13 protein-coding genes are annotated in these 13,475 nt (G+C 69.4%); 2 read left to right on the forward strand and 11 right to left on the reverse strand.

Translation table 11 applies throughout. The features are described from left to right. Positions 1 to 64: 64 nt before the first annotated feature. The 4 genes from DT019_RS35990 to DT019_RS36000 form a co-directional block, all read right to left on the reverse strand. The gene (locus tag DT019_RS35990; protein ID WP_114041204.1) at positions 65 to 595 is read right to left on the reverse strand and encodes a VOC family protein; all 531 of its coding nucleotides are present in this window, start codon (positions 593 to 595) and stop codon (positions 65 to 67) included. Positions 596 to 1,778: 1,183 nt separating this feature from the next. Beyond that, positions 1,779 to 2,159, reverse strand: a complete 381-nt coding sequence (locus DT019_RS35995) for a nuclear transport factor 2 family protein (RefSeq protein ID WP_114041205.1) — start codon at positions 2,157 to 2,159, stop codon at positions 1,779 to 1,781. A 250-nt stretch (positions 2,160 to 2,409) separates the two neighbouring features. Next, the gene (locus tag DT019_RS39230; protein WP_147267392.1) at positions 2,410 to 2,877 is read right to left on the reverse strand and encodes a hypothetical protein; all 468 of its coding nucleotides are present in this window, start codon (positions 2,875 to 2,877) and stop codon (positions 2,410 to 2,412) included. After that, complete coding sequence (locus tag DT019_RS36000) at positions 2,877 to 3,218, reverse strand: hypothetical protein (RefSeq protein WP_147267393.1); 342 nt, start codon at positions 3,216 to 3,218, stop codon at positions 2,877 to 2,879. The genes DT019_RS39230 and DT019_RS36000 overlap by 1 nt, the downstream gene beginning before the upstream one ends. Positions 3,219 to 3,566: 348 nt before the next feature. Here DT019_RS36000 and DT019_RS36005 point away from each other — a divergent pair, with 348 nt between their 5' ends. Next, on the forward strand, positions 3,567 to 4,196 hold the full coding sequence (locus tag DT019_RS36005) for a DUF2461 family protein (protein WP_223279935.1): 630 nt from the start codon (positions 3,567 to 3,569) through the stop codon (positions 4,194 to 4,196). Positions 4,197 to 4,345: 149 nt separating this feature from the next. Here the strand turns inward: DT019_RS36005 and DT019_RS36010 are convergent, their stop codons facing one another. The 6 genes from DT019_RS36010 to DT019_RS36030 all read right to left on the reverse strand — a co-directional run bounded on the left by DT019_RS36010 (position 4,346) and on the right by DT019_RS36030 (position 10,598). Then, positions 4,346 to 4,885, reverse strand: a complete 540-nt coding sequence (locus DT019_RS36010) for a hypothetical protein (protein ID WP_114041207.1) — start codon at positions 4,883 to 4,885, stop codon at positions 4,346 to 4,348. Between the two features lie 93 nt (positions 4,886 to 4,978). Continuing rightward, on the reverse strand, positions 4,979 to 6,484 hold the full coding sequence (locus DT019_RS36015; protein WP_114041208.1) for a hypothetical protein: 1,506 nt from the start codon (positions 6,482 to 6,484) through the stop codon (positions 4,979 to 4,981). A gap of 403 nt (positions 6,485 to 6,887) precedes the next feature. Then, positions 6,888 to 7,958 carry a tRNA (adenosine(37)-N6)-threonylcarbamoyltransferase complex transferase subunit TsaD gene (tsaD, locus tag DT019_RS36020; RefSeq protein WP_223279936.1) on the reverse strand — a complete coding sequence of 357 codons (1,071 nt, stop codon included), beginning with the start codon at positions 7,956 to 7,958 and terminating at the stop codon, positions 6,888 to 6,890. Between the two features lie 241 nt (positions 7,959 to 8,199). Further along, on the reverse strand, positions 8,200 to 8,772 hold the full coding sequence (locus tag DT019_RS36025; RefSeq protein WP_114041209.1) for a dihydrofolate reductase family protein: 573 nt from the start codon (positions 8,770 to 8,772) through the stop codon (positions 8,200 to 8,202). Positions 8,773 to 8,979: 207 nt separating this feature from the next. Next, the gene (locus tag DT019_RS39235; RefSeq protein ID WP_147267394.1) at positions 8,980 to 9,168 is read right to left on the reverse strand and encodes a hypothetical protein; all 189 of its coding nucleotides are present in this window, start codon (positions 9,166 to 9,168) and stop codon (positions 8,980 to 8,982) included. Between the two features lie 80 nt (positions 9,169 to 9,248). Beyond that, the gene (locus DT019_RS36030) at positions 9,249 to 10,598 is read right to left on the reverse strand and encodes a lipase family protein (protein ID WP_114041210.1); all 1,350 of its coding nucleotides are present in this window, start codon (positions 10,596 to 10,598) and stop codon (positions 9,249 to 9,251) included. A 514-nt stretch (positions 10,599 to 11,112) separates the two neighbouring features. Between DT019_RS36030 and DT019_RS39965 the strand changes: the two genes are divergently transcribed. Then, positions 11,113 to 11,823, forward strand: coding sequence for a toxin-antitoxin system YwqK family antitoxin (locus DT019_RS39965; RefSeq protein ID WP_189390244.1), 711 nt, complete (start codon positions 11,113 to 11,115; stop codon positions 11,821 to 11,823). 295 nt (positions 11,824 to 12,118) lie between these two features. Here the strand turns inward: DT019_RS39965 and DT019_RS36040 are convergent, their stop codons facing one another. Beyond that, complete coding sequence (locus DT019_RS36040) at positions 12,119 to 13,396, reverse strand: hypothetical protein (protein ID WP_147267395.1); 1,278 nt, start codon at positions 13,394 to 13,396, stop codon at positions 12,119 to 12,121. Between the last annotated feature and the right edge of the window lie 79 nt (positions 13,397 to 13,475).

Consider the following 13,475-nt stretch of genomic DNA (forward strand, 5'->3'; position numbering starts at 1 on the left):
GGAGCCGCGGGCCATGCGCCGTTGCTGCGGCGGCAACGGGGGCGGGGCTGTCCGGCGGCAGGGGTCAGCGCCAGTGGTTGTTGCTGGTGTGGTCGCCGGCGAGCCAGCGGGCGAGGTCGGCGTGTGCTGTGGCGCGTCGCTCGGCGTCGATCTTCTCCACGTCGGGGTGGTCGACGGCGAATTCCAGGATGAGCCCGTTGGGGTCGGTGACGTACAGCGAGACACAGAAGCCGTGGTCGAGTACGTGGGCGTTGGAGTCGGCGTAGTCGGCCGCGTGGACGCGCTTGAGGATGGCTTCCTGGGTCTCCGGCTCGACCTTGAAGGCGATGTGGCGCAGGGGAGTGAGATTGAGGTCCGTCTTGAACTCCTCCTGGTCCTTGGGGTCGGCGAACTGGAAGAACGCGAGCGCGCTGCCGTCGGCCATGCCGTAGAGGGCGTGGCTATAGGCGCGTTCGGTCCCGGAGAGCACCTCGCGTTCGGTCCATGTGGCCACCAGGGGCAAGCCGATGACGTCCTCGTAGAAGCGGCGGTTGGCCTCTTGGTCGTCGGTGATCCATGCGTGGTGGTGAAGGCGGAGCGGCAGGGCCTGGCTCATGTGGGGTCATCTCCGTTGATCGGTCGGGGTTTTGAGCCGGAGACCAGGTGGTCCCCGTTGCTCAATCAGCATGCCCTCTACACAGGTTGAACGTTAAATCAAAGTGAGCCATTGTCTGCGCGCCGGAGCGTCGGCCTCCATGTGGGTGGGCCCGGACTGATGGGTGCGGCATTGGTGCTGGTCGGGGCGGGTGTACTAGGGGCGTGGCGGCGCCAGGGGGCCCTCCGGGTGGTCCGATCGGGGATCTGGGCGGGAGGGTTTCGGTCTGTAGCGGTGGGGCTCTGCCCTGCTTCGATCCTGCGGCTCAGCCGCGAGCGTGGCTGATGTCGGGTCGCCGTGCGGGTGGCGGCTGAAAATGGTTGAACGTTAATTAGTATTGGGCGGGCCGCCGGTCCGCCAAGCCCGCCAGTGCGCAGGCTGCGTGGACCCGCTGGGGGTGGTGGCGACCTGCAAGGTGGCCCCGCGCCCGCTCGGCCGGTCTGGGGTTGGGGAGGCCCCCTGCGGGGTGAGGCGCGGAGCCCTCACTGCCCCTCCGCGTGAGCGGGAGCCCAGCAGTCCCACCCCGGGGCCCTCGACGGGTTTCCCTGCCGCGCCCCTATTGCAGGCCCGGGGCAGATGCACGCCAACCACCCTTCCAGGTGGGCTAGTTGGCATTCTTGTGCGGCATCGCGGGGGCGGGGGCTCGCCACAGCAAGGCCGTGACCGGTGGCGGGGTCGCGTGGGCGGGAATGTCCGTCCCACCGCCGATGACGTGACCGCGGCGATCCTGGCCAGCGCCGAGAGCACCCGTGCAGCCCCCATTGCGCTGGGGCGCGACCGCATGAGCTGTCAGCGTTGGCGGTGCTTGCGCGTCAACTGGGCTGTGCGTGCTGTCTGTTGCCGTGCGGGACTGTCTCCGATGTTCGCCGCTCGGCTGGCTGCTCCGGGCGTACGGTCACTCCAGGTGGCAGGCCATGATGCGGTCACCGATGTACTGTCCGGCTGCGGCGGCCCCCTCAGGCGCTGCTTGGCCTGCTGATCGGCGGCGGGGGTTCCGTATTCCTACGAGGCCGATCTTTCCGACGTACGGCACGCTCCAGCCGAACTGCCCAACCCCGGCGAACCACTGCCCCCTGACCGACCGCGAACCGCAACCCCGGAGTGCCGAAAGGGACGAGTTCACGAGACGGACAGCGACAGAGGGTCATTCAGAGGCGGACGGCTCGATCTCGCCCGCAAAGACGATGATCTGGTCGATGAGGCTCCGCCGCAGATGGACGACGTCCGTTCCCGCCAGGCGGGGGCCTCCGCCCGGCGTGGTGAAGACCCACTGGTACCGGGCCCACTCGTCAGGCATGTCCACCGCTGAGCAGCGCACCATCGTGCCGGTCCCCGCCGGGTGGCGCCGGATGTCCAGCACGAACCGCTCGACCGCTGCGATTCCTTCGCTGCGTCCCAACGGCCCCCAGAAGACCACATCTGAAGTCAGGGCTTGGGAGAGCAGGTCAGTCACATAGCTGTCGTCCGAGGCGTTGAACGCGGAGATGAATGTGTCGATCGCGGAGCGTGCCGTCTCTTCCTGCATGCCTCAGTAATATCAGCCGTCGCGCGTGCGCTCGCCCCCCCCCCGAGCCGCATTCCGATCACGGTGGACCGTCGAGGCGTTCAAGTGGCGGGCGGGTGGATGACGTCGATACGCCGAGGTAGGGCGCGAGCGTGGCGGCCCCGGCGGTGCCGCCCTCGGGCCGGAGCCTCCTGAAAGTCGGTGATGTGCAGGCCAACCGCCGGGAGGCCGGGGAAGTCACCGGAGCCCCGATCCGGCGCGCACCGGCTATTCAGCGGCCGAGCTGTCGGTGGCAGGCGCTCACGACGGACGGGTCGATACCGGTGCCCTGGGCCCAGGAGCAGATGAACCCGGGGTCGTACGCGGGGCGGCTTTGATGGCGGCGGGTCGGCGGTGGCGAGTGGCGGGTGGTGGTTCGGGGCCGGTCGTCGTGGTGGACAGGCGCCGGTACGGGCTTGGGACGGTCGTGGCGCGGTGGTTGCGATGGCCCTGCACCGCTGGCCACACTGCGAGCTGCGGGAGTGCTGGCCGGGCCGTAGGCAGGCGCCAGTGTTTCCCGGGCCGGCGGCTGAGCGGGGTCGGGCCAGAAGGGCCCGGTGGCCACGGTGGTGAGCTGGCCGCTTTCGGGCACCAGTCCCCCTCCGTGCGGCGCGGTGTGGTGGGCCATCGTGACGCAGCCCGTGGCGAGCAGGACGACACCGACCGCGAGCAGCAGGCGAGGCTGGTGTGCGCCGCGCATCAGCGGCCGGTACGGGCGAGTTGTTCCTTGGCGGGGGAGATCAGGTCGCGGCTCACCGAGCCGCCCATCCCGCAGCCTTGCATCGTGACGTGCGCCCACGCCGCCTCGCGGGTGTAGCCGTGGAAGCGGCACTGCGGGGCGCGGTAGCCGATCCTGGCCTTCGCCGCCGCCTTCGACGGCTGCTCGCGGATGACGGCAGTATCCGTATTGATCCCGCAGGGCTCCTCACCAGCGGCCGCCGCCCGCCCCACCGGCCTGACCGCCACAGCGGCCCACACCCCGACGATCCCCGCACCCAACTTGGCAGCTCCGCGCACCGGCACCCCTGGAAGATCGCACATGTGGAGAGACCTTCGTAGCGAGGTCGCGGGGGCAAAGTCGAGCCGATCAGCGGGCTGTTCATCCCTGGGGGTGGAAGTTGTCATCACACCAGGTCGGGCCGTGGGAGGTTCGGCTCCTGGGTGATATGACCCCTGCCGCCTGGCTCGCAGACGTCCTGCGAGCCGGGTGACTCTCATTCCCGGCGTCCGGCGTCCGGCATCTGAGCGCCGCCGAGGAACGTGCCGGATGCGGCTGCCCCGCACGGCACATTGACCTTCCCGGCGCGCCCCACCGCACCAACTCCCGCCGTTTCTGGGGTTACACCTCGCTCTCGGCGTGCGGGGTCATGGGTGAGCTAACCTGCCCGTATGCGCGGACAGTTCACCGGCTGGCCGGAGCAGGCCATGGACGTACTCTGGCAGCTCCAGGGCGAGCCGACTCACGAGACCCGCGAGCGCTACCGCGCGGACCGCGAACGCCTGGTCCGGCAGCCGATGATCGCCCTGCTCAATGACGTCGCGGACACCGACCCCCGTTATGAGGACTTCTCCGTCTGGCACTACCGCACCAACGCGTGGTGGTGGCAGCACCAGAGTGCTGTGATCAGACTCGGCCGCAAGATCGAGATCGCCCTCCGGTTCTCCCTGGACGGCCTGCACATCCAGGGCGCCTGGTGGTACCCCGATCCCGGTCAGGTGGACATGTTCCGCAAAGCCGTGGCAGGCGAAGGCGGCCGTGAACTGGCCGCCATCGTCGAGGGCGTACGCAAGAAGGGCTACGAGATCTCCGGGGACGTGATGAAACGCCCCCCGCGCGGATATCCGGTGGACCACCCCCGTACGGACCTGCTGCGCCACCGTTCGCTGATCGCCGCCCGACCGCTCGGCTGCGAGCAGTGGCTGCACACCCCCGAAGCGGTCGACCGGGTCCTTGCGGCCGCCGCCGACCTGGACGCCCTGCTGATGTGGCTGGTCCGCCACGTGAAGCGCGCCGCCTGACCCGTCCGCAGCTGGTCGCCGTCTCGGCGGTCCGCAACCGGGCCAAGGGTGACGAACCGGCTACCGCCCACCCGTCACGCCGTCGGGCGGCGGGTCCTGGTCACAGGTGTTGCGTGCCCGGTCGCCGACGACTCCACGATCAACCGGGCTCAGTCTCTACGCCACATCGCGGTGGTCGCGCTGCTTGTCTTCATGACCAGCTCATCCGGCTGGTCGTGCGGGGCCGGCCACAGTTGGACGAGGTACGTCTCGACGGGCAGGTGTTCGTCGCGTGCTTCGCCGGCGTCCCGGTTGGTGGCGGCGACCAGCAGGGCGTAACGCCCGGCCGGGAGCTCGGCTCCGAGCGGCAACTCGGCGGCCGGACAGGCGTCTTCCCCGAGCAGCGACGCCGGTCCACCTGGCCAGTCGATGGTGATCACCGCCATGTCCTGCCAGCCGCCCGGGTCCGAGGGCGGCTCGGCGGGCCACGTCTGGGCGGTGATGTGAACGGCGTCGGCGTAGACGCCCGTGGCGATCACGGCGACCGTGCCCTCCTCGAAGGGCCGTCTCTCGGCCGGGGTGCCGACGAGCCCGTTGCGGGGCAGGTCCAGACAGCCGGGCGGCGCTCCGGCCGTGGCGAGGGTGAAGCGGTTGTACTCCACGATGAGCAGGCCGGTGGTGCTCGTCGTGGGCAGGGCGGGACGAGTCATCGAACACGCCGTTCGTGATGCGGTGAGAAGGAGATCGCCGCCCCGGCCGGTCAGTTGACTCGTCCGGGGCGGCGGGCCTGTCACCGAACCGTACTACTGGACCCAAACCCGGAAGGGGTCGTTGTCCAGGACCCGGTTGGTCTTGTAGAAGCCGCCCAGGAACGCCCCTTGGTGGCTGTTGTCCGTGGCCGGGAGCATGCACGATGACCAGCCCTGCGGGCCGGTGACCCCGGTCGGCACTCCCCAGGCGGCGTCCATCTCGCACCACTCGTCCCCGGTCGGTGTCTTCTGGGTCGGCGGTGCGAACGAGCGTGCCGTTCCCTGCGGGGTGGCCGACGCAGCCCCTTCGTACGTGGACCGCATCGGGTATTCGTCACACTGCTTGTTCGCGGGCCGTACCCACGTCGGCGCCGCCGGGCAGGCCCGGTCGCCGTTGGCCCGCTTCTTGGCCGAGTCGGTCAAGCGGTGCAGAGGGTCGCCGGAGGGGTACTTGCCGGGCAGCCCGGAGTTCTGCGCCGCTTCCACGTGCCAGCCGACCGTCGGGTACAGGCCATTTTTGTAGATGATCCACGTCGGTGTGTACACCGGCACCGCGCATCCGGCACCGAGCAGTGCGTTCGGTGACAGGCCGGGGGTGTAGTCACCCATGTCGTTGCCGTCGGTGGAGAAGGCGTTGTCGCAGCGTGCCTGCGGCGGTGGCGGCACGGTGACCGTCTCGGACGGTTCGAAACCGGCGGCGGTGACGAAGTAGTTCCAGGTGGGAGCCAGATGCGTGATCGCTCCGAACTCGTCGTGCGTCGGCTCCCAGTACGACTCCCCGTCGTTGTTCTGGTCCCGCTTGTAGTTTCCGGGCTTGAGCCCGGAGTCGGAGATCGGTTTGCAGTCGCCTGAACAAGTGGCCCAGCCGTGAATCTGCTGGAGTCCCCAGAAGTCCAGTGTCCCGGCTCGCTCGGCGAAGTACTTGGTGATACGGATCTGGTTGGCGAGGTCGTCGATGTCGCCGCTCATGTAGGCAAACGAAGTCTCCAGGTGTTTCGCGGTACCGACGTCGATGGGTTCACCATTGACGATCTCGAAGTACCCGACGGTGACATCGCGGATCTGGCATTCGTCCGACCGCGTGTACCACCAACCGTTGAAGGCGTGGTCGTAGCACCACGACGGCAGCTGGACGTAGTCCTTGGGTGTCACGTCCTTGGGCGTGACCTCCTTGGGCGTGACGGCGGACGGCCGCACGCTCTTCAGGGCCGCCAACCGCTGAGCGTCCGTGCTCTCCGGGACGGAACGCGCCGTGCGGATCGCCGCGTCGCGTGCGGCCAGACTGGCCGTGGTGCCGGGGGCGTTGATCCTCGTACAGGTGACGACAGTCTTTCCGGCCAGCCCACCCGGTGCGGACGCCGGCAGCGGCTTGGCCTTCTTGCCCTTGGCTTTGAGGGACGCCGGCGAACAGGTGTCCGCGGTGATCTCTTGTCCTCTGAACAGCTGCGGCGGCGTCTTGGCAGCCGGGGTGACGGGTGGCACGCCCGGGGCCGCCGCCGGGTTCGCGGGTGGCGCGCCGGTCGTCGCCAGCGCCGCGCCGGGGGAACCGAACAGCGCCATTGCGCTCAGTGCGGCCAGCAGGCCCAGTTTGAGCCGATGCCGCCCGGATGGTTGTGCCCAGGTCGTTCGTACCTGCAGTCTCACGTTCTCCCCCTCGACGGAAGGTGGAACGAGATCCGCGACAAGTACGCAGGGTAACGGGACTTATGCGTGGTTCCTCTGGAGTGCCCCCGACTTTCTTCCCCCGCAGGCCGCGTCTCTTCCCTTACGGACGACAACCCTGCCCACGGCTCACAGGAACCATCAAGCCGGATTTCAGGAATGGCCGGATGCGTTCACGGCATGCCGACGAGCCGCTCCGGCGCGGTACCCGCGGCCGTGCTCCGGGAGCGATTTCCGATCACGCGCGGGCGGAATGCGAGTGGTGCCGGGGCTGACAGCGGCGCGTTGCACCGCAGTGGTTTCAGGCGGCCCGGGCCGCGGGAGTCGGCAGGGGTGCCAGGCACGCGTACTCCAGTGGCGCCGACGGGTCGACCGACACGTTCAGTGGGGCGGGTTCGGCGCCCGAGCGGACCAAGAGCTCGCCGACCGCGGCGATCATCGCGCCGTTGTCGGTGCACAGCGTCATCGGTGGCACCCGCAGCTCGATCCCCGCCGCTCGGCAGCGCTGCTCGGCCAGCGCCCGCACCCGCGAGTTGGCCGCCACGCCGCCGACCACGATCAGCGTCCGAACACCGTGGTCGCGGCAGGCCCGCACCGCCTTGCGTGTCAGCACGTCCGCCACGGCCTCCTGGAGCGCGGCCGCGCCGTCCGCGGCCGACGGCTCCTGACCGCGCAGCCGGTGCTGCTCGACCCAGCGGGCGGCGGCCGTCTTGAGCCCGGAGAAGGAGAACGCGTACGGGTCGTCGCCCGCCTTGGTCAGCGGGCGCGGGAACCTGACCGCGTCCGGGTTCCCTGTCTGCGCCGCGCGGTCGATGGCGGGTCCGCCCGGGTAGGGCAGACCGAGGATCCGGGCGACCTTGTCGAAGCACTCGCCGGCCGCGTCGTCGAGCGTGTCGCCCAGGTGCGCGATCGGCTCGCGCACCAGATCGCGGACCAGGAGCAGAGAGGTGTGGCCGCCCGAGACGATCAGGACGACGCACGGCACGGGCAGCGGTCCGTGCTCCAGCGTGTCGGCTGCGACGTGTCCGGCCAGGTGGTGGACGCCGTACAACGGGACCCCGGCCGTGTACGCGAGGGCCTTCGCACCGGCGAGGCCGACCTGGAGGGCACCCGACAGACCGGGCCCGGTGGTGACGGCCACGGCATCAATCCGACCGAGCCGCATACCGGCCTCGGCCAGGGCCTGTCGCACGACCGGCGTGAACGCCTGGAGGTGAGCCCGGGCAGCGACCTCGGGCACGACGCCGCCGAAGCGCGCGTGCTCGTCCATGCTCGACGCCACCACGTGGGCCAGCAGCTTTCCGTCCTGAACGATACCCGCGCCCGTCTCGTCGCACGACGACTCGATCCCCAGCACCACCGGACCACCCACGGCAACCTCCTACTGCACTTATTCTGTAGTTGCAATATATGTGCAGTAAGGGAGTCGGGCCGCCTCCCGGCTCGCGTGGCAGGCCTGCTTCGACGGCGATCTGGAAGGCGGGGGTTCCTTCCAGCGCATCGTCCAGCGGCGTCGGACCGTGCCGGTCGGGGCCAGGCCAACCCGCGCCATGTGAGCCACCACGCTCCGGCCAAGACGAGGCTGCGACGGCGGGGCAAGCGCGGGAACCTTGTCAGCGGACGACGTCGAAGACGTTCTTCTGCAAGCCGTTGGCGTAGGCCTCGTGCTCAACCAGCTTCAGCCTCTGTGTGTCCTTGTCGGTGGCGCTGAAGAGCCGCTTGCCCGCGCCCAGCAGCAGCGGGAAGACAACCAGGTGGTAACGGTCGATCAGGCCGGCGTCCGAAAGGGCGTGGTTCAGGGTGGCGCTGCCGTGGACGATGATCGGGCCCCCCTCGGTCTCCTTCAGTGCGGCGACCTCGTCGAGGGTGCGCAGGATCGTCGTCTCGCCCCAGTTCGTCACCAGGTCGTCCTCGGTGAGGGTGGTGGAGACGACGTACTTCGGCATCACCTTGTAGTCGGCGAACTCCTCCATGTCGGGCCACACCGGGCTGAACGCCTCGTAACTGGTCCGGCCCAGCAGGATCGCGGCAGCTTCCTTCTGCTCCCGACCCTTGATCTCGAAGGCCTCCGGGAGGAACTCGACGTCCTTGAAGGTCCACCCAGAGTTCCGGTAACCGGGCTCGCCCCCCGGGCCCTCCACGACGCCGTCGAGCGATATGAAGGCGGTGCTGATCAGGGTACGCATCTCAGGGTCCTCGGTGTCTCGTGTCTGGATCTCAGCGGGTGCGGCCGGTGCACACGTCGACCACTCTCGGGGCTGCGGTGCGCCAACCATGATCTATGACTGTGGATCATGGAGAAACTCATCGGTCGTCGCCGGCCCGCCCGGCCCTTTTCGACAGCCTGGCCAAGCTGCACTCGGTGATCCAGACGACACGGCCCTGGTGCGCGGCTATCGTCCCGTGCCGCTATCAAGATCAAGGACACGCTGGCCTGCCAAGGGGCCGAGCAGCTCGGTGCCCGGCCCGGCTTTCGACAGGGCCCAGTCGATCCGTACGGCCTCGGGCACTACGGTGCCGCGACGCAGGCGATGGCGGCCGTAGGCGCCCCACGCGTCTTGGTTCAACTGCTCAGCGTTCACTGGTGATCCTTGCTCTCACAAGGTCGGACGTGGGCATCCGAGCGGTCTTGGCGAAGTTCGCCGCGGCCCCTGTCAGGTCCTCATCCGGCGGGGACCGTCTCGTCAGCCGCAAGTGAGTTGCCTTCGGCGATGCTGCCGCAGGAGGACGGGGCCTCCTGGCCGGCGAACCGGGCGCGCAGCCAGGCGAGCGCGGTGGGCACCGTGGCCGTGGGCGCGGTCAAGTGGCTGAGGATGTCGTACTGCTGGTACCAGACCGCGGCGTCGCCCTCGGCGCAGTACTTCCGCGCCAGCGCCCGTGTGTCCCCGGCGACCGTGATGCCGTCGCCCGAGCCGATGCCCGCGATGTTGCTCGTGGTTCCCTCCAGGAAGCCGGCGTTGCCCTGACCGATGTAGCCGGGGACGGTCGGGGTCGGTGCCAGGCCAAGGTTGGACTTGTTGACCGCCTCGACGAGCTCGGGTACGGAGTTCGGGTTCGCGTACTCCGGCTTCGCCATCTTCTTCCACGTCAGACCGGGGTAGTGGCCCAGCACGTCGGCGATCGAGGAGTGCTGGTGCTCGTCGACCAGCTGCCTGCCGTAGTCGTTCAGGTACTTCGTGAGGTCGAAGTCGTACGAACGCGCCTGCCCGATGAGCAACTCCGGGATGAGCCCGGACCACACCTGACTGCCTTCGATGTACCTGAGGATGTGCGAGGGCTTCACGAGCACCCCGCCCTCGGCGTATCCCACCAGGCGCTTGTTGATGTCAGGGGCGTACGTGGGCGCGAGGGAAGCGGCCCAGTTGGTCGCGACGGCACCGCCGGAGTAGCCCATGAGGCCGACGCGCGCATCGGGGCTGATGCCGGTCCGCGACTCCGCGCTGGAAGCGGCACGCAGGGAGTCCAGCGTGTTGTACCCGTACTCGCGGGCGGCCGCGAGGTGGGCGGCCTGCCCCTCGGTGTCAGGGAGGACGACGTCGTAGCCGGACAGCAGGAGCGGCGCCACGAGCGTGGACTCGCCGTTCGCGATCAAGCCGCCGGGCAGCCTGACGTTGCCCGCGACCGCCCGGGACGGACCGTCGTCGGGGTCGAGCGAGTCGTAGAACGACTGGTACGACACGACCTTGCGGCCGTCGCCACCAGGGCTGCGCAGCACGGAGGTCACGCCTGCGGACGGGTGGCCCTGCGCGTCGGTGGTGCGGTAGAGCAGCTGCGTCGCCTGGAGGGGGGTCGCGATACCCAGCACGTGGTACGGCAGCGTCCGGACCTTGAGCACGTCCCCGGGACTGTACGAGGACAGCGGCTTGCTGCCGTCGTAGGTGTAGAACGCGTCGCTCCCGGCAGTCGTCGACGAGGACTGCCTTTGAACGCCGGACGCGACGGCGGGCACGGCGGCGACGGCGAGGGCGACGACGCCCGTGATCGCGGCGTGCCACACTCCGAATGTGCGCATGACTCTCCCAAACGGTGTAAGCGGATCAGAGAGATGACCGCTACGGCCCGAAGGGGGAGTGGCCGAAGGTCAGTTCCGGCGAACCTAACAAAGGCACACGGCAGTTGGCCAGGGGTGCGCCGGAGTCTTCGCGGGACGAACGGCGGCTAGGAGCGGCGGGGTGATCTGGTGTCTGCGGATGGCGTCGCGCAGCTGCGGCAGATGGGTTCGACGAGTGGGTTCCAGCGGGCCAGAGCATCCAGGCGCAGCCGGAGCGCGATCCGTCCTTCCGCGTGCGGGGGTGAAGACCTGTCCGGCATGCCCGTCGCCGCCGCCGAAGAATGCGGTGTGCCGTGTGGGCAGCAGATCGAGGGACTCGGGGTGGTGCGCGGCGAGGTCCGCGTGCACGCCCAGGTCGTCGGCCAGCGGGCATTCGCCGAAGCGGGCTCCCCTGGCGTCTCAGGCCAGGAACTGACCGGCCGGGTCGTGCGTCACCAGGGGTGGATGTTTCGTTCGCCGCGAGGAGGGTGGATCCATGTCCAAGCGTCCTGGTCAGCCGACCGACGACCAGCTGAAGCGGACCTTTGTCGGCGTGTTGGCCGAGGCGCTGACCGGAAAGGGCGTCGCGACCTGTGTCGGGCTCGACTGCGAAACGGAGGAAGCTCTGTGGGCGGTCTATGTGTCCTACCCGGATGTACCTCTTGATCTGGTCGATGCCGCCTGCGCGGCCTTCGCCGGGCAGCTGGACGGGAGCAACTCGGCGCGCTGGCATGCGGAGTTCGAGCGCCGGCTCGCCGTCCGCGAGCAGCGCTCGCCCGCGAGCGGACCAGACGCCGAGGCTCACGAGGCCACCCTGGGGGAGAAGCCGGTGCAGAACGCCGAGCCGGCGCCGGTGCAGCGCATCGAGGGCAACCGGACCTGTATGGACGAGTACGGACGCGTCTGCCGTGAAGAAGGCGCACTGTTCACCGGCGAACTCGAGGAACGCACAGACGACGGCCGGGTGGCGCTGCTCTCCAACTACTTCGAAGGTGTCGAGCACGGCCTGCAGCAGCAGTGGTGGCCGAATGGCGCACAACGTGTGGAGGGCGTCACCAATATGGGTGCTGCAGTGGGTGGTTGGCGGCGCTGGTACGACAACGGCCAGCTGTCGGAGCTGGTCGTGTTCGACAAGGACGGCCGGAAGATGGGACGAAAGCGCTGGAATGCCGCTGGTGAACGGATCGAGGAGACCGTGACCCGCTGAGCGGGTCTGTCGGCATCGCGGCTCGCGCGGACGCGCGGCGCCTCGCGTAGGGGGAGGCTGGGGAGATGCGTGCCGCGTGCCCGTTGAAGTCTCACGGTTTCGTCCGGGCCACCGGACGAGCATGACCCGCCCGCACCGAAGGGGTGCGCAGCACGACGTACCGGCCGCAGGGTGAACCGAGGGCAGTGTCCCCCCCGAGGGGGCCTGGGGTGCGATCCCGGCCGGCCCATCTCGTGCTGAGAAAGAACAGTTACGGGTCGGCCGTTGACCCGGGCCTCCGGCTCGCTCAAAGGAGTCAGTGCCGCAGCCACAAGTCGCTGTTACCGGCGATGACCACCGTTCCGTTCGCCAGGGTCGTCACGGCGGCGGGCGGCTGGGGGTGACAGCCGAGTTCGCCGCGCTGCCATCCTGTCGGGGTTCCGTCGCCGATCCAGACCGCGCCGCAGTACTGCGCCTGAGTCTGCGGGGACTTCCCCGGCACCCGCAGGCTGCCCACCATGATCGGGTGTCCCTGGGCGTCGACGGTCGCCGCGACGACGCCGCCGGCACCCATGGCTGTGGTGTCGGCCTTCGTCCAGGTGGCACCGTCGGTACTGGTGAGGAGCACGGGCACATCGGGCTTCGTGGGAGCCCCCGAGATGTCCCCCACGGCGAACCAGCGTCCGGCCACCCGGAACGCGCCCCGCATTCGCGTGCCCGTCGGCAGTCCCTTCACGATCGCCCTGGTCCACTGCGCTCCGCTGTCGCTGGAGCGCCAGACCACGAGCGTGCCGGTGGCCTCGTTGGTGAAGGCGTTCGAGGAGTAGCTGCCGAGAGCGATCACTTCCCGGCCATCGGCCGCCATCGGGCCGACCGGTGTCCGGCTCCCGCTGACTGTCTCCGTCGGCAGTGTCACCCGGTGCACGGTCGCACCGCGGTCGTCGGAGGCGTACAGGAAGGGCCCGGTGGCGCCCGAGACGGTCTCGCTGCCTCCGATGAGAAGCCGGCTCCCGCTGCGAACCGCCGAGCTGACCGTCCCGCGGTCCGAGGTGTCCGACTCCTTGAGGGCCCAGGGCAGCTTGAGATCGGCCAACTGCCGTACCAGTCCGTCACGTTCGCGGATTCGGACCACGCTGGATATGAAGAACTGCGACCCGTCACCCCAGTCGACCACCGCCTGGGCCGGTACTCCGCCGCCGGGAGCTCCGTGCCGCATCGAATTCGGCACGCCGGACTCGTCCTTGGGCGAATCAGCGGGGTCGGGATGCAGGGTGAGCCGGGTGCAGTCCGCGTTGCCGGACCAGTTGACCGGCACGTACCCGTAGCCGTTGGCGTACGTGCCGATGCCCCGTACGCAATTCCCCTGCCGGGCCAGGAGTTGCAGTCCCTCGCCCGGCGCGACGTAGTCCTCGTCCTTGGATCCGGGCCACTGCACACGGTCGGCGTAGCGCTCGAAACCCAGCTTCTCGGCTCCCGGACCGCCCACTCCGGGCGGTGAGCCGGCCGTGCGCGTGCCGCAGGCCGACGTCGAAAGCATCAGTACGGCGGCCCCCGCATACGCCGCGAGGCGCACCCTCCCCGGGTGAAGAATCATCGGGACACCCTAGCGACCGCGGCCGCCTGCTGTGCCGCCATGGCAGGACGGTGAGGCACTCCACTCGGCGAGCAGGTAT

Origin of the sequence: Streptomyces sp. SDr-06, from assembly GCF_003324565.1 — a bacterium.
In the GTDB taxonomy this organism is placed as follows: domain Bacteria; phylum Actinomycetota; class Actinomycetes; order Streptomycetales; family Streptomycetaceae; genus Streptomyces.

What these genes read in the sequence shown, in the direction of transcription:
- DT019_RS36000 (WP_147267393.1), bottom strand. Translation starts at nt 3,218, where the DNA reads ATGTGCGATCTTCCAGGGGTGCCGGTGCGCGGAGCTGCCAAGTTGGGT.
- DT019_RS35995 (WP_114041205.1), bottom strand. Translation starts at nt 2,159, where the DNA reads ATGCAGGAAGAGACGGCACGCTCCGCGATCGACACATTCATCTCCGCG.
- DT019_RS36005 (WP_223279935.1), top strand. Translation starts at nt 3,567, where the DNA reads ATGCGCGGACAGTTCACCGGCTGGCCGGAGCAGGCCATGGACGTACTC.
- DT019_RS36025 (WP_114041209.1), bottom strand. Translation starts at nt 8,772, where the DNA reads ATGCGTACCCTGATCAGCACCGCCTTCATATCGCTCGACGGCGTCGTG.
- DT019_RS39965 (WP_189390244.1), top strand. Translation starts at nt 11,113, where the DNA reads ATGTCCAAGCGTCCTGGTCAGCCGACCGACGACCAGCTGAAGCGGACC.
- DT019_RS36040 (WP_147267395.1), bottom strand. Translation starts at nt 13,396, where the DNA reads ATGATTCTTCACCCGGGGAGGGTGCGCCTCGCGGCGTATGCGGGGGCC.
- DT019_RS39230 (WP_147267392.1), bottom strand. Translation starts at nt 2,877, where the DNA reads ATGCGCGGCGCACACCAGCCTCGCCTGCTGCTCGCGGTCGGTGTCGTC.
- DT019_RS36010 (WP_114041207.1), bottom strand. Translation starts at nt 4,885, where the DNA reads ATGACTCGTCCCGCCCTGCCCACGACGAGCACCACCGGCCTGCTCATC.
- DT019_RS35990 (WP_114041204.1), bottom strand. Translation starts at nt 595, where the DNA reads ATGAGCCAGGCCCTGCCGCTCCGCCTTCACCACCACGCATGGATCACC.
- DT019_RS36015 (WP_114041208.1), bottom strand. Translation starts at nt 6,484, where the DNA reads ATGGCGCTGTTCGGTTCCCCCGGCGCGGCGCTGGCGACGACCGGCGCG.
- DT019_RS36030 (WP_114041210.1), bottom strand. Translation starts at nt 10,598, where the DNA reads ATGCGCACATTCGGAGTGTGGCACGCCGCGATCACGGGCGTCGTCGCC.